This is a genomic window from Roseateles cavernae (genome assembly GCF_040187885.1).
GTDB classification, from domain to species: domain Bacteria; phylum Pseudomonadota; class Gammaproteobacteria; order Burkholderiales; family Burkholderiaceae_C; genus Roseateles_E; species Roseateles_E cavernae.
This window is the reverse complement of sequence record NZ_JBDPLH010000001.1, coordinates 779497-797092: the sequence shown is the minus strand read 5'-3', so window position 1 is coordinate 797092 and position 17596 is coordinate 779497. Positions and strand designations below refer to the sequence as shown.

General features: G+C 68.3%; 13 protein-coding genes. 3 read left to right on the top strand and 10 right to left on the bottom strand.

Features of this window, described 5'->3' with window-relative positions; translation table 11 throughout:
• Positions 1–23: 23 nt before the first annotated feature.
• From ABGI63_RS03905 to ABGI63_RS03895, 3 genes are read right to left on the bottom strand one after another with little or no spacing between them, the layout of a single operon-like run.
• Positions 24–1076, bottom strand: coding sequence for a 2-oxoacid:ferredoxin oxidoreductase subunit beta (locus ABGI63_RS03905; protein WP_349741149.1), 1053 nt, complete (start codon positions 1074–1076; stop codon positions 24–26).
• Positions 1073–2923, bottom strand: coding sequence for a 2-oxoacid:acceptor oxidoreductase subunit alpha (locus ABGI63_RS03900; protein ID WP_349741148.1), 1851 nt, complete (start codon positions 2921–2923; stop codon positions 1073–1075). The genes ABGI63_RS03905 and ABGI63_RS03900 overlap by 4 nt, the downstream gene beginning before the upstream one ends.
• Positions 2920–4704: an FAD-dependent oxidoreductase gene (locus ABGI63_RS03895; RefSeq protein WP_349741703.1), complete on the bottom strand. Its 1785-nt coding sequence runs from the start codon at positions 4702–4704 to the stop codon at positions 2920–2922. Before ABGI63_RS03895 ends, ABGI63_RS03900 begins: the two co-directional genes overlap by 4 nt.
• Before the next feature lie 265 nt (positions 4705–4969).
• Here ABGI63_RS03895 and ABGI63_RS03890 point away from each other — a divergent pair, with 265 nt between their 5' ends.
• Positions 4970–7360, top strand: coding sequence for an ATP-binding cassette domain-containing protein (locus ABGI63_RS03890; protein WP_349741147.1), 2391 nt, complete (start codon positions 4970–4972; stop codon positions 7358–7360).
• Between the two features lie 54 nt (positions 7361–7414).
• Here the strand turns inward: ABGI63_RS03890 and ABGI63_RS03885 are convergent, their stop codons facing one another.
• From ABGI63_RS03885 to ABGI63_RS03875, 3 genes are all read right to left on the bottom strand, one after another.
• Positions 7415–8275 carry a TIR domain-containing protein gene (locus ABGI63_RS03885; protein WP_349741146.1) on the bottom strand — a complete coding sequence of 287 codons (861 nt, stop codon included), beginning with the start codon at positions 8273–8275 and terminating at the stop codon, positions 7415–7417.
• Positions 8276–8534: 259 nt separating this feature from the next.
• On the bottom strand, positions 8535–8828 hold the full coding sequence (locus tag ABGI63_RS03880) for a type II toxin-antitoxin system RelE/ParE family toxin (protein WP_349741145.1): 294 nt from the start codon (positions 8826–8828) through the stop codon (positions 8535–8537).
• A 17-nt stretch (positions 8829–8845) separates the two neighbouring features.
• Entirely contained in the window at positions 8846–9130 is a 285-nt protein-coding gene (locus tag ABGI63_RS03875; RefSeq protein ID WP_349741144.1) for a ribbon-helix-helix protein, CopG family, read from the bottom strand.
• Between the two features lie 113 nt (positions 9131–9243).
• Here ABGI63_RS03875 and ABGI63_RS03870 point away from each other — a divergent pair, with 113 nt between their 5' ends.
• Positions 9244–10509: an MFS transporter gene (locus tag ABGI63_RS03870; RefSeq protein WP_349741143.1), complete on the top strand. Its 1266-nt coding sequence runs from the start codon at positions 9244–9246 to the stop codon at positions 10507–10509.
• A gap of 54 nt (positions 10510–10563) precedes the next feature.
• Here ABGI63_RS03870 and ABGI63_RS03865 read toward each other — a convergent pair whose 3' ends face one another.
• Positions 10564–11667 (bottom strand): rhodanese-like domain-containing protein, encoded by a 1104-nt coding sequence (locus ABGI63_RS03865; RefSeq protein ID WP_349741142.1) that lies wholly within the window; start codon positions 11665–11667, stop codon positions 10564–10566.
• Positions 11668–11733: 66 nt separating this feature from the next.
• Positions 11734–13827, bottom strand: coding sequence for an esterase-like activity of phytase family protein (locus tag ABGI63_RS03860; RefSeq protein WP_349741141.1), 2094 nt, complete (start codon positions 13825–13827; stop codon positions 11734–11736).
• Positions 13828–13916: 89 nt separating this feature from the next.
• Here ABGI63_RS03860 and ABGI63_RS03855 point away from each other — a divergent pair, with 89 nt between their 5' ends.
• Positions 13917–14525 carry a DUF2242 domain-containing protein gene (locus tag ABGI63_RS03855; protein WP_349741140.1) on the top strand — a complete coding sequence of 203 codons (609 nt, stop codon included), beginning with the start codon at positions 13917–13919 and terminating at the stop codon, positions 14523–14525.
• On the opposite strand, the gene ABGI63_RS03850 is transcribed toward ABGI63_RS03855, so the two are convergent.
• Positions 14500–17043 (bottom strand): cation-translocating P-type ATPase, encoded by a 2544-nt coding sequence (locus tag ABGI63_RS03850; protein ID WP_349741139.1) that lies wholly within the window; start codon positions 17041–17043, stop codon positions 14500–14502. The genes ABGI63_RS03855 and ABGI63_RS03850 overlap by 26 nt on opposite strands.
• Positions 17044–17066: 23 nt before the next feature.
• A complete protein-coding gene (locus ABGI63_RS03845; protein WP_349741138.1) occupies positions 17067–17576 on the bottom strand; it encodes a c-type cytochrome in 510 nt (169 codons plus the stop codon).
• Positions 17577–17596: the final 20 nt, after the last annotated feature.

Sequence of the window (17596 nt, the reverse complement as noted above, 5' to 3'; positions counted from 1 at the left end):
TCGCTCCTGGCTTGAGGGCTGCCTCAGCGCAGCCCCGCGTTGATCTTGGCCAGCACCGCTGCACCGGGGCAGAGCTCCCGCTCGCCCAGCCGGTTCAGCGGCGTGGTCACCGTGTTCAGGCCCTGGTGCAGATCGCGCGGGTGCGGGTCGACGAAGAGCAGGCCGGTGGCGATCTCGCCGGCGGCCTGCAGCGCCGCCACCTGGTTCATCGCGGCGATGCGGTCGGTGGGGTCATAGTCGGCCTTGACACGGCGCAATCGCATCTGGCTGCCGTCCTCTTGCGGCAGCAGGATCACGGCCTCGTCGCCGATAGCCTGTTGCTCGGGCGCCAGCTCGATGAAGTCAATGCGGTTGAGCGCCTCGTTGTGCTCGCGCACATGGTCGTAGCTGCGGGTGCTGCCGGCATGGTTGTTGAACGCGACGCAGGGGCTGATCACATCGATGAAGGCCGCGCCGCGATGCTTGATTGCGCCCTCGATCAGCGGCACCAGCTGGCCCTTGTCGCCGCTGAAGCCCCGCGCCACATAGCTGGCACCCAGCTGCAGGGCCAGGCTGACCAGGTCGATCGCGGCATCCTGATTGGTCGCGCCCTTCTTGGCCGTCGAGCCGCGGTCGGCGGTGGCGCTGAACTGGCCCTTGGTCAGGCCGTAGACGCCGTTGTTCTCGACGATATAGACCATGGCCACGCCCCGGCGCATCGCATGGGCGAACTGGCCCAGGCCTATCGAGGCCGAGTCGCCGTCGCCGCTGATGCCCAGATACAGCAGCTCGCGGTTGGCCAGGTTGGCGCCGGTCAGCACACTGGGCATGCGGCCGTGCACGGTATTGAAGCCATGGCTGGCGCCGAGGAAATAGTCCGGGGTCTTGGAGCTGCAGCCTATGCCCGAGAGCTTGGCGACGCGGTGCGGCGCGATGTCGAGCTGCCAGCAGGCCTGGACGATGGCGGCCGAGACCGAGTCGTGGCCGCAGCCGGCGCACAGGGTCGAGACCTTGCCCTCGTAGTCGCGCCGGGTGTAGCCGACCGCATTCTTCTGCAGCGAGGGGTGGTGGAGCTTGGGTTTGGCGAGGTAGGTCATGCCGGCTCCTGGCGGGGCGTGGTGGCGAGGGCATGCACATGGCGGGTGATCGCCTGCGTGATGAAGCGTGCGGTGATCGGCGTGCCGTCGAAATGCAGCACCTTGCTCAGGCGCGCCGGATTCAGTTCCAGCTCGGTGATCAGCAGCGTGCGCATCTGCGCATCGCGGTTCTGCTCGACGACGAAGACCTGCTCGTGCGCGCGCACGAACTCGCCGACCAGGGCCGGGAAGGGGAAGGCGCGCAGCCGCAGCCCGTCCAGATGGATGCCGGCCTCGGCCAGGGCCTGCAGGGCCTCGTCCATCGCCGGCGCGGTGGAACCGAAATAGATCACGCCCAGCACTGTCTTGACCGCCGCCGGCTTCAGCACCGGCTGCGGCACCAGGGTCGCGGCGGTGGCGAATTTCTTCTGCAGGCGCTCGACGTTGTAGAGGTAGTCGGCGCCGGCCTCGGAGTACTGCGCCCGGGCATTGCGGGTGGTGCCGCGCGTGAAGTAGGCCCCCTTGCTGGCATGGGTGCCGGGCAGGGTGCGCCAGGGAATGCCGTCGCCGTCGACATCCTCGTAGCGACCTTGGTGGGCACCGGCGTCCAGCTGTTCGGCGCTCAGCAGCTTGCCCCTGTCATAGGCGCGCGCCTCGTCCCATGCCAGCGGCTCGCACAGGCGCTGGTTCATGCCGATGTCCAGATCGCTCATCACGAAGACCGGGGTCTGCAGCCGGTCCGCCAGGTCCAGCGCGGCCGCCGCATGCTCGAAGCACTCCTTCGGATCCTCGGGCAGCAGCAGCACATGCTTGGTGTCGCCATGCGAGGCATAGGCGCTGCTGAGCAGATCGGCCTGCTGGGTGCGGGTGGGCATGCCCGTCGAAGGGCCGCCGCGCTGCACATCGATGATGGTGATCGGGATCTCGGCGAAATAGGCCAGGCCCAGGAACTCGGTCATCAGCGAGACGCCGGGGCCGGAGGTCGCGGTGAAGGCGCGCGCGCCGTTCCAGCCGGCGCCGGTGATCATGCCGATCGAGGCGATCTCGTCCTCGGCCTGCACGATGGCGTAGCGGTGTTGCCCGGTCTGCGGATCGACCCGGTAGCTGGCGCAGTATTTCTGGAAGGCCTCGGCCACCGAGGAGGAGGGCGTGATCGGGTACCAGGCGCAGACCGTCGCACCGCCATACACGCAGCCCAGCGCGGTGGCGGCATTGCCCTCGATGAAGATGCGCTCGCCGATCCGGTCGGCACGCCGGACCTTCAGCCGCAGCCCTCCTTCCAAGGATTGGCCCAGGTGGTCGCGCGCGAACTCGCGGCCGGCATGCAGGGCCCGCACATTCGAGTCCAGCAGCTTCTCCTTGCCGCGGTATTGCTCGGCAAAGAGCGTCTCGATCTCGGCCGGGTCCATCTCCATCAGCTGGCTGAGCGCCCCCAGCACCATGATGTTCTTGAAGAGCTGGCGCTGGCGCGAGTCTTCGTAGGTGGCGTTGCAGATGGCGGTGACCGGCATGCCCAGCACATGGATGTCGCTGCGCGGCACCGACTCGGGGCCCAGCGGCCGGGTCGAGTCGTAGAACAGATAGCCACCCGGCTCGACCTCGGCCACGTCCTGGGCCCAGGTCTGCGGGTTCATCGCCACCATCAGGTCGACGCCGCCGCGCCGGCCCAGCCAGCCGGCCTCGCTGACACGCACCTCGTACCAGGTCGGCAGGCCCTGGATATTGCTGGGGAAGATATTGCGCGGGCTGACCGGCACGCCCATGCGCAGGATCGCTTTCGCGAACAGCTCATTGGCCGAGGCCGAGCCCGAGCCGTTGACATTGGCGAACTTGACGACGAAGTCGTTCGTGGCCTCGATGCGGCTCATGTCGTTCTCCTGACCGCATGATCCCGGCAGCCCGGTCCCGCCTTGGTCGTCAGCAGCAGGAACTTCTGCATATCCCAGGCCCCGGTCGGGCAGCGCTCGGCGCACAGGCCGCAATGCAGGCAGACGTCCTCGTCCTTGACCATCACGCGATCGGTCTTCAAGGCGCCGCTGACATACAGGTCCTGGCTCAGGTTCAGCGCCGGTGCCTTGAGCCGCTGGCGCAACTCGGTCTCCTCGCCGTTCTCGGTGAAGCTGATGCAGTCCGTCGGGCAGATGTCGACGCAGGCATCACACTCGATGCAGAGCTTGTCGCTGAAAACCGTCTGCACATCGCAGTTCAGGCAGCGCTGCGCCTCCTTGAAGGCGGTGGCGGCATCGAAGCCCAGCTCCACCTCGACCCGGATGCTGGCCAGCGCCTTGTCGGCCGCGGTCCAGGGCACCTTGTTGCGCAGATCGTTGGACGGGTTGTTGTCGTAGCTCCACTCGTGGATGCCCATCTTCTGCGACAGCAGATTGACGTGCGGCGGCGGTCGCCTGCTCACCGGCTCGGCATGCAGGAAGCGGTCGATGGACACCGCCGCCTCATGGCCATGGGCCACGGCCCAGATGATGTTCTTGGGCCCGAAGGCGGCGTCGCCGCCGAAGAAGACCTGCGGCAGGCTGGACTGGTGGCTGATCGCGTCGAGCACCGGCAGCCCCTGCTCGTTGAAGTCTATGCCCGCATCGCGCTCTATCCAGGGGAAGGCGTTCTCCTGGCCCACGGCGATCAGCACCTCGTCGCAGGGGATCACGATCTCGTCGCCCTGCTGCACCCGCTTGAAGCGTAGGCCGGTCAGCCGGCCCGCGCCGTCATGCTCGAAGGCCAGCGGCTGCTGGAAGTCCAGTATCGGGATGCCCTCGTGCTGCGCATCCTCCTTCTCCCAGGGCGAGGCCTTCATCTGCGCATAGCCGCTGCGCACCGCCACCGTGACGGACTCGGCCCCGAGCCGGCGGGCCGAGCGGCAGCAGTCCATCGCGGTATTGCCGCCGCCCAGCACGATGACTCTGGGCTTGACCGCCGTGATATGGCCGAAAGATACGGATGCCAGCCAGTCGATGCCGATATGGATGTCAGCGGCGGCCTCCTGCCGACCCGGCAGGCTCAGGTCTCGCCCGCGCGGCGCACCGCTGCCGACAAACACCGCGTCATAGCCTTCGGCCAGCAGCGCTTTCATCGACGCGATGCGCTGGCCGGCGCGCAGCTCGACGCCCAGGCCCAGGATGTAGCCACACTCCTCGTCGATCACGCTCTCGGGCAGACGAAAGCGTGGGATCTGTGTCCGGATGAAACCGCCCGCCTTCGCCTCGCCGTCAAACACCGTCACCGCATAGCCCTGGGTCGCCAGATCCCGCGCCACCGTCAGCGACGCCGGTCCAGCACCGACGCAGGCGACCCGCTTGCCATTGCGAGCCGCCGGCACCGGCAGCATTGCCCGCAGTTCCTCACTCTTGTTGTCGGCCGCCACGCGTTTGAGCCGGCAGATCGCGACAGCCTCGGGCTTCTGTGCATTGACCTCTTCCACCCGCCCGCGCCGGCAAGCCGGCTCGCAGGGCCGGTCGCAGGTGCGGCCCAGCACGCCCGGGAAGACGTTGGACACCCAGTTGACCAGATAGGCCTCGTCATAGCGGCCCTGGGCGATCAGGCGGATGTACTCGGGAACGGGGGTGTGGGCCGGACAGGCCCACTGGCAGTCGACGACCTTGTGGAAATAGGCCGGATCGGCGATGTCGCTGGGCTGCACCTGGCTGACCTCCTGCATGGGGCTAAGCGAGCAGGGCTCACCGTCCAGAACAGGGCGAACTCGCGCCAGATCGGTGCCTCACTCCTCGGGCCAGTCTACGCCCGGCGCACCAGCTTGGGATGCAGGGGCAAACCCGGGCGGCTCGGCAGGACTTTTCCGACTTCCTTACTTTCGGCATACCCGGATTTCTGTATTCCTGGATTTACGATGATCCGACAACACCTCGCCAGGCGCCCAGCCGACGAACCCAGGGAGACAAACAGACATGAGGGCCACGAAAAAAACCGCCAAGCCGGCCAAAACCATCGAGCCGCGCGGCAGCCACGACCGCATCCGCGTGCAGGGCGCGCGGGTCAACAATCTGAAGGACATCAGCGTCGAGCTGCCCAAGCGCCGGCTGACGGTGTTCACCGGGGTCTCGGGCTCGGGCAAGAGCTCGCTGGTGTTCGGCACCATCGCGGCGGAATCGCAGCGCCTGATCAACGAGACCTACAGCGCTTTTGTGCAGGGCTTCATGCCGACGCTGGCGCGGCCCGAGGTCGATGTGCTGGAAGGGCTGACGACGGCCATCATCGTGGACCAGGAACGCCTGGGCGCCAACGCCCGCTCCACCGTGGGCACGGTCACCGACGCCAACGCGATGCTGCGCATCCTGTTCAGCCGGCTCGGCCAGCCGCAGATCGGCCCGCCCAGTGCCTTTGCCTTCAACGTGCCCTCGGTGCGGGCCGTGGGGGTGATCGAGGTCGAGCGCGGCGCCGGCAGCAAGGCCGTCAAGCAGAGCTTCACCCGCCTGGGCGGCATGTGTCCGCGCTGCGAGGGCATGGGCTCGGTCAGCGATATGGACCTGGGCCAGCTCTATGACGACAGCAAGTCGCTCAACGAAGGGGCGCTGACGATACCCGGCTACAGCATGGACGGCTGGTTCGGCCGCATCTTCAATGGCTGCGGCTTCTTCGACCCCGACAAGCCGATCCGCAAGTTCACCAAGCGGGAGCTGCACGACCTGCTGTACAAGGAGCCGACCAAGATCAAGGTCGACGGCATCAACCTGACCTACGAGGGCCTGATCCCCAAGATCCAGAAGTCGATGCTGTCCAAGGATGTGGACACGCTGCAGCCCCATGTGCGCGCCTTCGTGGAGAGGGCCGTGAGCTTCACGACCTGCCCCGAATGCACCGGCACCCGGCTCGGCGAGGCGGCCCGCTCCTCGCGGATCGGCAAGCTCAATATCGCCGAGGCCTGTGCGCTGCAGATCAGCGAGCTGGCCGACTGGGTGCGCGGTTTGGAAGCACCAACGGTGGCGCCGTTGTTGGCCGCGCTGACCCACACGCTGGACTCCTTTGTCGAGATCGGCCTGGGCTATCTGTCGCTGCAGCGGCCCTCGGGCACGCTGTCGGGCGGCGAAGCCCAGCGGGTCAAGATGATCCGCCATCTCGGCTCGGCGCTGACCGATGTCAGCTATGTGTTCGACGAGCCCACCATCGGCCTGCACCCGCACGACATCCAGCGCATGAACGAGCTGCTGCTGCGCCTGCGCGACAAGGGCAACACGGTGCTGGTGGTCGAGCACAAACCCGAGACCATCCAGATCGCCGACCATGTGGTCGACCTCGGCCCCGGCGCCGGCAGCGCCGGCGGCAGGGTCTGCTTCGAAGGCAGCGTCGCGGGCCTGCGCGCCAGCGACACGCTGACCGGCCGCCATTTCGACGACCGGGCCGCGCTGAAGCCGCAGCTGCGCCAGCGCAGCGGCGCGCTCTCGATACGGGGAGCGAACACCAACAATCTGCGCGATGTCGATGTCGACATTCCGCTGGGCCTGCTGGTGGTGGTCACCGGCGTGGCCGGCTCGGGCAAGAGCTCGCTGCTGCACGGCGCGATGCCGGCCGGCGCCGGCGTGGTCTTCGTGGACCAGGGTGGGGTGCGCGGCTCGCGGCGCAGCAACCCGGCCACCTACACCGGCCTGCTGGACCCGATTCGCAGCGCCTTCGCCAAGGCCAATGGGGTCAAGCCCGCGCTGTTCAGCGCCAATTCCGAGGGCGCCTGCCCCGGCTGCAACGGTGCCGGCGTCGTCTACACCGAGCTCGGGCCGATGGCCAGCGTCGCCAGCCCCTGCGAGGACTGCGAGGGCAAGTGCTTCCAGGCCGCCGTGCTGCAGCACCGCCTGGGTGGCCACGACATCAGCGAGGTGCTGGCGATGTCGGTGGCCGAGGCCCGGGCCTTCTTCGGCGCCGGCGCGGCACGCCTGCCGGCCGCTGCAGCCATTCTTGAACGCCTGGCCGATGTGGGCCTGGGCTATCTGCGCCTGGGCCAGCCGCTGACCACGCTGTCCGGCGGCGAGCGCCAGCGCCTCAAGCTGGCCAGCCATATGTCGGAGCAGGGCGGCATCTATGTGCTGGACGAGCCCACCGCCGGCCTGCACCTGGCCGATGTGCAGCAGCTGCTGGGCCTGCTGGACCGCCTGGTCGACGCCGGCAAATCGGTCATCGTGATCGAGCACCACCAGGCCGTGATGGCCCACGCCGACTGGATCATCGACCTCGGCCCCGGCGCCGGCCACGACGGCGGCCGCATCGTCTTCGAGGGCACACCCGCCGCGCTGGTCAAGGCGCGGTCGACGCTGACGGGGCGGCATTTGGCGGGGTATGTGAGGGGGTGATGGGTGGCCTTGAGGCTGAGCTCTGCAATGCGGAAGGTTTACCCCTGCGTCTCCTCAAGGAAACTCAGCGACCCTGTAGCCACAAGCTTTGAGCTCCTTGATCACCTCGGACTTCCACGCTCCAAATGCATCAAGAGAAACGTAGACAACTCCACTGATGTCATTGGGAGTTTCGATGTCGCCCTGGACGAGGGCGCAAACATTCTCGCGTCCGAGCTTGGCCATGAGGTACCCATGTTCAAACACAACGTTCTGCCGCGCGCGATTCTTCGGTGGGATCTTTGTCTCATGGGCGCCGCGACCATGATCACAGGCGGTATAGAGAACCAAGGCAAAGTCCGCATCATTTGAGTAGTGCTCAATCTTCTCAATGATGGTCATCCCGGCGCTAGCTTGTTCGTGGAGGATGATGGTTTCTATTCCCTGTCGCTCGATGAAGCGACTGACTTCTTGCTTGACCTCGTTGTTTCGTCCGTGAACGATGAAGACCTTCCGTTTGTTCCGCGTGACTGCAGTTCCTCCGTGCGGCTTACGTGCGGTCGTGGGGTTCTGCAAGGACTTGATGTCATCGAACTCAAGCGCGTCAAGCAGTGGTGTGAACTGCTCGGATAGATAGGTGCGACGTTCTGCATAGGATTTGAACTTTGGCTGAATGAAACCCCAGAATGACTCCAAGCTTCGATGAGTCTTTATCCAGACAGGTAGCGCGTCTGCGATCAGTGGGTCAGAAAGCAGTTGATGCCGAAGGGCCTCGTACTCGCTGGATTCGGCTGGCTTTCCTGTCGCATGCGCAACAAGCAAGTTGAGCATGTAGCTAACCTTTTCGAAATCCGTCTTGAGGAACTGAATGCTCATATGGTGCGCGCCGTTTTTTCTGGTCGCAATCGTCGCATGTTCTTCTGCGCGTGCGCCCACGGGCGCCAGCTGTAACGACAAGCGGCGGTAGGGTCAGGCCTTGCGCTTCCCATAAACACGTCCTGCGACGGATAGATACGGCGCCAGCCAAATCACGACTTCGGGCTTGCCGCCACGGATTAACTGGCTGACCAACGGGTTGCCGGTAAGAACCTGCAGGTACCTGCGCCTCTGGGTTTAGCGCTGCTGCGAGCTAGATGCCCCCCTTGGCCCAACACCACTGCTCCGCGTCCCCCAATTGAGTGCGGTGCAGCGCCGGCTACGCCCCAAACCCCGCCTCCCGCTGATGCTTCACCGCCAGCACGAACACCGTATCGAGTTCGGCGACGTAGCGGTACAGGGCCACATAGCCGCGCGTCGCTCGCCCGATCACCAGTTCGCGCTTGTCGCCGCGTACCGGACGGCCGATCAGCGGGCTGCTGCTCAGCAGCTGCAGGGCCTGCAGGATCTCCTCAATACGAGCTGGTGCATTACCGGGATCGAAGCCCGCGACATGGTCAAAGATGCGATCAAAGTCACGCAGCACCGCCGGCGCGAGTTCGATGCGGGTCATGAAGTGGGGCGAGAGCGTCAGCGACCCAGCTTGCGTGCGGTGGGCTTGCGCGCCGGCTGGCCGCTGGCCTTGGCCGCCAGATAGGCGCGCGCTTCGTCCCAAGCCACTGTCTTGCCGGTCGCCAGTATCTCTTCCCAACGCTGGTCGGCGATCCGGTGGAACCGGTCGTCCTGCTCGGCCTGCTCAACGGTCTGGGCGATGGCGTCCACAATGAAGGCATGCGAGGTCTTGCCCGCCCGCTCCGCAGCGGCAGCAACCCTCGCCTTCAGCTCGTCTTCGATACGGATGGTGGTGGTCGACATGGGCAGCGCTCCTGGAGTGTCATCAATGTAGCACCAAGGTGCTACAGCGGCTTGCCTACATGCCCGAGCAAGCCCCAGGCGCTTGACGACACCTTTCGAGTAAATTCGGCAGCATGCTGAGCACCGCCCCGGCCGACCCCTCCCTCATCGACTCACGCCAGGCCGCGTGGCGCCTGCTGGTCACATTGGGCCTGGTGGTGCTGGGCAATAGCAGCATGTATGTGGTGGCTGTCGTGCTGCCCACGGTGCAGGCCGAATTCGGCATCGGCCGGGCCGAGGCCGCCATGCCTTACACGCTGATGATGGTCTGCCTGGGGCTGGGAGGCATCTGGACCGGGCGACTGGCCGACCGCTATGGCCTGATGCCGGTGTTGTGGGTCGGCGCGCTGGCGGTCTGCGGCGGCTTTGTCTGGGCCGGCCTGTCGGGCAGCATCTGGGCCTTCGGCCTGGCGCATGGCCTGCTGGGATTCTTCGGCAGTTCATCCACCTTCGCGCCGCTGCTGGCCGACACCGCCCTGTGGTGGAACCGGCGGCGCGGCATCGCCGTGGCCGTCTGCGCCAGTGGCAACTACATCGCCGGCGCGATTTGGCCGCCCATCGTGCAGCACGGCATCGAGACCCTAGGCTGGCGCCACACCTATATGCTGCTCGGCCTGGTGTGCGGGCTGGGTGTTTTCGCGCTGTCGCTGGGCATGCGGCAGCGCCCGCCCCTGGTCAGTTCTGCACCGGCGAGTGCCGGGGCCCCGGTGTTCGACCGCAGCCGCCCATTCGGCCTGCGTCCTTTGCAGGCGCAGTTCCTGCTTTGCGTGGCCGGGGTGGCCTGCTGTGTGGCGATGGCCATGCCCCAGGTCCATATCGTGGCCTATTGCTCAGACCTGGGCTTTGGCGCCGCCCGCGGCGCCCAGATGCTCTCGCTGATGCTGGCCTGCGGCATCGTCAGCCGCCTGGTGTTCGGCCTCGTCTGTGACCGCATCGGCGGTATCCGGACGCTGCTGCTGGGCTCGGCCCTGCAGGGCCTGGCGCTGCTGCTGTTCCTGCCCTTCGACGGCCTGGTCTCCCTCTATCTGATCTCGGCCCTGTTCGGCCTGTTCCAGGGCGGCATCGTGCCGACCTACGCCATCATTGTGCGCGAGCACTTCGCGCCGCAGGAGGCCGGCTCCAGGGTTGGCACGGTCATCATGGCCACCCTGCTTGGCATGGCTCTGGGTGGCTGGATGTCGGGCTGGGTATTCGACATGACGGGCAGCTACGACGCCGCCTTCGTCAACGGCATCGGATGGAATCTCCTGAATCTCAGCATCGTCGGCTGGCTGTTCTTGCGGGTGCGGGCACTGGAAGGACGGCCCGCAGCACTGCCTGTTGCTGTCGCCAGACCCTAGGATGCTCCTGGACCCCATATCTCGGGCCCGGTTGGTTCGGCCGGAGGGGATCGCTCAATCCTGCGCCCCGGCCTCCACCCCCATCCCCTCGGTCCGCCAGCGCAGCATGCCACCGGCCAGATTGGCGACCTGGGTGAAGCCGGCCTTCTGCAGCAGCACGGTGGCCTGGGCCGAGCGGGCGCCGGAGCGGCAGATGGTGACGACGGGCTTGTCCCTGGCGATCTCGGCGCCGTCGCGGGCGGCGAGTTCGGCCAGCGGCAGCAGGCGGGCGCCGGGGATGTGGCCCAGCGCGCTGTCGCTGAACTCGGCCGGCTCGCGTACATCGATCAGCTGGATGGCCTGGTCATTGGCCGCCAGGCATTCGTCCAGCGCCGCCGGCTGGATTTCCCAGATGCCGCCAAAGCTGCAGCTCAGTGGCGCCCAGGTCGGTTCCTGCTGCGCCGCCGCGCTGTCCGGCTCGGGCCGGCCGCAGCGCAGATTGGCGGGCACGGCGATGTCCATCAGCTTGGGGTGAGGCAGGCCGAGGTTGTTCATATAGCCGGCGAAGTCGGCCTCGTTGACATCGCCACCCAGGCGCGGGTTGTAGCGCCGCTCCTCGGCCACGCTGGTGACCGTCAGACCCCGGTAGTCATGCGCCGGATAGAGCAGGCAGGCCTGCGGCAGCGAGAGGATCTGCTGCTGCACCGAGCGGTAGAGCTGGGCCGGGCTGCCCTGCTGGAAGTCGGTGCGGCCGCAGCCGCGTATCAAGAGGCTGTCGCCGGTGAAGGCCATGCTGTGGTCGTCCAGCACATAGCTCAGGCAGCCATCGGTATGGCCCGGCGTGGCACGCACCTCGACGTAGCGGGCGCCGAAATGTACCCGCTCGCCGTGGCGCAGCAGCCGGTCGGCATTGGTGGCGCCGGCCGCCGCCGACAGCATGATCTGGCTGCCGCTGCCGGCCTTGATCAACCAGGCGCCGGTGACATGGTCGGCATGCACATGGGTGTCCAGCGTCGCGATGGCGCGCAGGCCCAGTTCGCGCAGCAGCGCGGTGTCGCGCCGCACCTGCTCGAACACCGGGTCGATCAGCAAGGCCTCGCCCGAGGCGGCATCGCCGAGCAGATAGGTGTAGGTGGAGGACTGGGGATCGAACAGTTGGCGGAAGACGAGCTGGGACATGAAGAACTTTCGGGAAAAAAGGCCCCGTCATCTTCCACCCATTCCGGGTCGGCCGCCAACGGTCGTTCAAGGCATCGCGTAACTGCTCAGCGCCTTCGGGAACTTCAGCAGCCACAGCCGCGTGCCGCGGTCGATCTCGTTGCCGCGCGCCACGCGCACGCCCACCGCGCCGGCGGCGCAGGCGCCGTCGTTGACGATGACGCCGTTGGCATCGACGGTGCAGGCGGTCGGGTCGCCGTCCAGCGCGCGGCCGGCGGCGTCGACCAGGGTGGTGCGCAGGCCGAAGTCGTTGTCATTGATCAGGGCCACGGTCTGGGCATCGACCAGGGCCAGGCCCTCGGCCTTCTCGGCCTTCCAGCCGGCGGCGTTCAGGTCCAGCAGCAGGGTCTTCTTCAGCTTGACCACCTGGCTCCAGCTCAGCGCGCTGGGCGTGCTGGCGTCGATGCTGTTCTTCTCCAGCTCGATGCCGATGGCCGCGATATCGCTGGCATCGGCCGACAGCTCGACCAGCATCAGGAAGTTGCGCACCGCGCCGCTGGCGTCCGTGCCCTGCTCGATGACGATGAAGCGGCCATGGCCCAGCGCGACCAGATCGCCCAGCTTGGCGCTGCCGGTTCGGTTGCGGTCCCATTTGTCGCCGGCCAGCGCGTAGCTCAGCGGGTAGGCATAGAGCTTGGAGGTCTCGGTCTTGGGGTCGAACTCGATCCAGCGGGCGAACTGCGCGAAGTCGCGCACCTTGACCTTGTCATTGCGCTTGCCGTCCTGGTCGAGATCGGCGCTGTCGGTGGTCTCGACGGACTTGCCGGCCGCGTCCAGCGGATCGATCGGGCTTTGCAGGAAGCCGTGCAGCTTGCCGCTGGCGGCGTCCATCGCCAGGCCTTCCATGCCGCGGTTGGCGCGGCGGTGCTTCAGCACCTCGGGCAGACTGCCGGCACCGGTGCCGGGGGCGTAGCGCTTCAGGATCTGGCCGCTGGCGGCATCGATCTTGGCGATGAAGGGGCCGTACTCGTCCGAGGTCCAGAAGACCTTGGCGGCGGCGTCATAGACCAGGCTTTCGCTGTCCAGGCCCTGCGGGTCGAGCCCGCCCTTGGCGGCGTCGTAGCGCAGCGCGTCGTTGAGCGGCACCTCCAGGCTGGCGCCGATGCTGGTGAAGGGCAGCGGGCGGCCGGAGATGCGGGTGCTGGCGTCGGACTTCAGCGGCAGCAGGCTGCTCAGCTGCGCCCCCTTGGCGCCGACGCTGATCGTGCCGATGGATGGCGTGAAGCCGGGCGCCAGAAACATCTTGCTGAGGCTGGCAGCGTTGTTGTCGGGGCGCGGCGCATTCGGGCTGTCGCCATTCGGGCCGCGGTCGGTGATGCCCCAGAACTCCAGGCTGCCGTCGGCGGCCTTGCCCTTGAACACCAGGCCCGAGCCGACGGCCGGGTAGAAGCCCTTGGGGAAGTCCTTCCTGGCGGCCGCGTTGGTGCCCTCATAGGGCACGTAGAGGGAAGCCTCGGCGCGCAGCTCATGCTTGGTGATCCTGACCTCGCCGCCAGCGCTGGTCTGGCTGCTGGCGGTGGTCTCGGTCTTGCCCAGCTCGGCGGCCAGCATGGCCTCGTAGTGATCGGTGGCGGCCAGGCGGCGCAGCGCGCCCAGCGTGCGGGCGCTGTAGGGCTGGCCATAGCCGTCCTGCAGCGCAGCCGGCAGCAGGGCCTTCAGCGCGGCATCGAAGGCGGCGGCCGGAGCCGCGAAGTCCAGGCTCTTGCCGGCCAGCGCGGCGGCCACGGCCTCGCTGATGCGGATGCCGTTGGCGGCCTCGTCGTCCTCGTCGAGCGCCTGCAGGAACAGCAGGCGGTTCTGCAGCCGCGCCTCGCCGAGCGCCTGGGTGCCGGCCAGATCGCCGACCGTGATGTCGGCCGCGCAGCCGGCCTGGCCCAGCGCCACGCCGCCGAGGCTGAAGCTGAGCTGGTCGCCCGGCTTGCAGCTCAGGGCGCCATTCGCACCGGTGCGGCCCGCCAGGCCCGAGGGGCTGGCGCTGTACTGCACGCCCTCGACCGCGCCGTCCAGCAGGCGCGCGTTGATGGCCGCGGGCCCATCGTCATCGCTGCCGCAGGCGGACAGCAGGGCCAGGCTCAGCAGGGCCAGCAGGGATTGGGCGCGCGGGGACATCATCGAGGACATGGTGGGGTTCACTGGAACGGTCAAAGGCCCGCACCATAGCCAGCGGCGGTGACCGGGCCATGACAGCGCGGCACGGGATAATGCAGCCCGTGATCCCGATACAGCCGCCCTCACCGTCTGCCGGCTTGCTGCGCCGCAGCGCCCGCCACACCGTTCTCGGACTCGTCTGCCTGGCCGGCCTGGCTGCCTGCGGCGGCCTGGGCACGGGGCTCGGCAAGTCGACGCGGCCGGCCCAGGTCTACCAGAAGGAACGCTTCCAGTCCGACGAGACCTTCTCGCGCCTGTTCGATGCCGATGTCGATACCACCTGCGAGGCCGCCCGCCGTGCGCTGCTGAGCCAGGGCTATGTGATCAGCAATGCGCAATCCGGCCTGATCAACGGCGCCAAGCGCTTCCAGCCCGAGGGCGAGGTGCATGTGGAGATCGGCTTCACCGTGGTCTGCGTGCCCGACGGCAAGACCGGCACCCAGCTGTCCACCGCCTATGTCTCGGCCCAGCAGGACCGCTACACGCTGAAGAAAAGCCCCAACTCCACCAGCATCGGTGTCAGCGCGATCGGCTCGATCTCGGTGCCGCTGTCCTCGACCCAGGACTCGCTGGTCAAGGTGGCCTCGGAGACGATCCCGGCCGGCGAGTTCTATGACCGCTTCTTCGCGCTGATGCAGCGCCTGGTCAAGGAGCAGGCAGCGGACCGCTGACGCGCGGCTCGGCCGCGCTGCGGCCCAGCCGCTGCTTGGCCAGCTGAAATACCGCAATCATCGCCAGGCCGGCGGCCACCGCTGCCCCCCAGAGGGCGGGCGGCAGCGCCGCAAAGCCGAAGGCCCGGCTCAGCGGCGGCAGCGTCGTGATCAGGGTCAGCGCCAGCAGGGTGCCGCCCAGCACCCAGGCGGCGGCCGGGGTCAGGCCTTGCCAGAGGTGGCGCCAGCCGCTGCGCGCCGAGCGGCTGGGCAGTATCAGCGCGGCATTGGCCGTCACCAGCGCGATGAAGGCCGCCGTGTTGGCCGCCCCCTGCGCCAGACCCAGGCTCAGCACCCAGATGTAGAGGCCCACGCTCAGCGCCGTCACCAGGCCGCCCTGCAGCAGGCTCAGCAGCACGTGGCGGCGCGCGAGCAGGGCAGCGCCGCTGCGGCGCGGCGGCTGCGTCATCAGATCGGCGGCGCCGGGCTCGGCCTCGAACACCAGCGAGCAGGTCGGCGCGATCACCAGCTCCAGGAAGGCGATGTGCAGCGGCGCCAGCAGCAGGGGCAGCCCGAACAGCGCCGGCAGCAGCGCCAGGCCGACGATGGGCACATGGACGGCCAGCGTGTAGACCATGGCCTGGCGCAGATTGGCGAAGGTGCGACGGCCGTCGGCGATGGCGCCGACGATGGAGGCGAAGTCGTCCTGCAGCAGCACCAGGGACGCCGCCTCGCGGGCCACGTCGGTGCCGCGCTGGCCCATCGCGATGCCGATATGGGCGGCCTTCAGCGCCGGCGCGTCGTTGACGCCGTCACCGGTCATCGCCACCACCTCGCCCTGCGCCTTCAGCGCCTCGACCAGGGCCAGCTTCTGCTGCGGCTTGACGCGCGCATAGACGCTGACCTCGCGCAAGGTAGCCGCCAGCGCGGCGGCGTCCAGGCCCTGCATCTCGTCACCGCTCAGCACCCGGGCGCTGGCGATGCCGGCCTGTTCGGCAATGGCCCGGGCGGTGCGCGGGTGGTCGCCGGTGATCATCACGACGCGGATGCCCGCCCGCTGGCATTGCGCCACCGCCGCCGGCACCTCGGGCCGCAGCGGATCGGCCAGGCCGACCAGGCCCAGCCACTCGAAATCGAAGTCCTGCTGCAGCGCCGGCCACGCCGTGTCGCGCGCATGCCGGCCGCGCGCCACCGCCAGCACCCGCAAGCCGCGGTCGGCCAGGCGCGCCGCCTGGGCCGCCAACTGCATGCGCCGGGCCTCGGGCAGACGGCACAGCGCCATCACCGCCTCCGGCGCGCCCTTGCTGGCCACCACATCGTGCGCGGCCGCCGGCGCCGCGCTGCGCCACAAATGGCTCATCGCCAGCAGCTCGGGCGAGAGCTCGTACTCGCGCGCCAGCGTCCAGTGCCGATGCGAGAACTGTTCGGTATCGGCGAGCTGCTGGCCGGCCAGCTGGTGGAAGGCCAGCTCCATCGGGTCGTGCGGCGCGATCTCGCTGGCCAGCACCGCGTACTCCAGCAGCGCGTGAAAGGGCACGGGCAGCGCACCAGGCGGCAGTGCAGCAACATCCAGCTCGGCATCGCCGGCCACCAGCGTGGCCACGGCCATGCGGTTGTGCGTCAGCGTGCCGGTCTTGTCCACGCACAGCACGGTGGTCTGGCCCAGGGTCTCGATGGCGTTGAGGCGGCGCGTCAGCACCTGCTGCACCGCCAGCCGGCGCGCCGCCAGCGCCAGGAACACGATCATGATGACCGGCAGCTCCTGCGGCAGCACCCCCATGGCCAAGGTGATGCCGGCCAGCAGGGCCTGCAGCGCATCGCCGCGCAGCGCCCACAGCAGGCCCACCAGCAGCAGGCACAGGGCCATGCCGATCCAGAGCAGGCGGCGCGTCAGCCGGCTCATCTCGTCGCGCAGCGGCGAGCCCTGCAGGCCGATCTGCTGCAGCGACTGGCCGATGCGGCCCAGCTCGGTCTGCCGTCCCACCGCCGTCACCCGCACCAGGCCCTGGCCGCCGACCACCAGGGTGCCGGCGAACACCGCATCGCCGTCAGCGCGCTTGGCCACCGGCTCCGATTCGCCGCTGAGCATCGATTCGTCGGTGGCCAGTTCATGGGCTTCCAGCAGCAGCCCATCGGCCGGCACCCGGTCGCCCTCGGCCAGCATCAGCACATCCTCGCGCACCACCTCGCGGCCCGCGATACGCAGCGCCACGCCGTCACGCAGCACCCGCGCGCGCGGGCTGGACAGGTCGCGCAGCGCCGTCAGGGCCTGGTCGCTGCGGCGCTCCTGCAGCACCGTCAGGCCCATGATGATGATCACGAAGCCCAGCAGTATCAGCGCCTCCTGCGCGTCGCCCATCGCCAGATAGATCGCGCCGGCACCCAGCAGCAGCAGGAACATCGGCTCGGTGAGCACATCCCAGGCCATATCGCGCAGCCCGCGGCGCTGGCTGACGCCCAGCTCGTTGGGGCCTTCCTCGCGCAGGCGGCGCGCGGCGGTGGCGGCGTCCAGGCCGCCGGCGGCTTGTGCTTCACCCATGGCGCGGCCTCAACGCAGCGCCACTACGGCGCCGGCCGCCCCGGCCCCTGCGTGCCGGCGGCCCGCGCCGACAGATAGGCATAGAGATCGGCGATATGCACATTGACGCTGGGCTCGCCCTGCCAGGCCGGCATCGTCAGCGCGCCCTGCTGGCGCTGCAACAGGGCCTCCAGCGCGGCCTCGCGGGCGGCGCCGGCGGGCGGCAGCGCCGGGAGGTTCCAGTCATAGCGTGTCAGCACCAGGCCGACGAAGCGCTGCGGCCCGATCTCGCGCACGCGCTGCAGCAGATCGGGTGCGCCCTTGCCGCCGGTGGCGGCGCTGCCGTGGCAGGCGGCGCATTTGTCCTGGAAGATGCGCCAGCCGGTGTAGACCGAGCCCGAAGGCCCGGCCAGCTGGGCCCGCTCACGCGCCACCATCTCGGTGTTCTGCAGCTCCACGGCGCAGCCGGCCACCAGCAGCGGCAGAGCCAGGATCAGGAACCTCGTCAGCTTGGCCATGATGCGCATCTCCGCTTCGGACTGGGATGCGGCCATTGTGGGTGGCGGGCCAGGCC

What these genes read in the sequence shown, in the direction of transcription:
- ABGI63_RS03850 (WP_349741139.1), bottom strand. Translation starts at nt 17,043, where the DNA reads ATGGGTGAAGCACAAGCCGCCGGCGGCCTGGACGCCGCCACCGCCGCG.
- ABGI63_RS03870 (WP_349741143.1), top strand. Translation starts at nt 9,244, where the DNA reads ATGCTGAGCACCGCCCCGGCCGACCCCTCCCTCATCGACTCACGCCAG.
- ABGI63_RS03900 (WP_349741148.1), bottom strand. Translation starts at nt 2,923, where the DNA reads ATGAGCCGCATCGAGGCCACGAACGACTTCGTCGTCAAGTTCGCCAAT.
- ABGI63_RS03905 (WP_349741149.1), bottom strand. Translation starts at nt 1,076, where the DNA reads ATGACCTACCTCGCCAAACCCAAGCTCCACCACCCCTCGCTGCAGAAG.
- ABGI63_RS03860 (WP_349741141.1), bottom strand. Translation starts at nt 13,827, where the DNA reads ATGTCCTCGATGATGTCCCCGCGCGCCCAATCCCTGCTGGCCCTGCTG.
- ABGI63_RS03890 (WP_349741147.1), top strand. Translation starts at nt 4,970, where the DNA reads ATGAGGGCCACGAAAAAAACCGCCAAGCCGGCCAAAACCATCGAGCCG.
- ABGI63_RS03875 (WP_349741144.1), bottom strand. Translation starts at nt 9,130, where the DNA reads ATGTCGACCACCACCATCCGTATCGAAGACGAGCTGAAGGCGAGGGTT.
- ABGI63_RS03865 (WP_349741142.1), bottom strand. Translation starts at nt 11,667, where the DNA reads ATGTCCCAGCTCGTCTTCCGCCAACTGTTCGATCCCCAGTCCTCCACC.
- ABGI63_RS03845 (WP_349741138.1), bottom strand. Translation starts at nt 17,576, where the DNA reads ATGGCCGCATCCCAGTCCGAAGCGGAGATGCGCATCATGGCCAAGCTG.
- ABGI63_RS03880 (WP_349741145.1), bottom strand. Translation starts at nt 8,828, where the DNA reads ATGACCCGCATCGAACTCGCGCCGGCGGTGCTGCGTGACTTTGATCGC.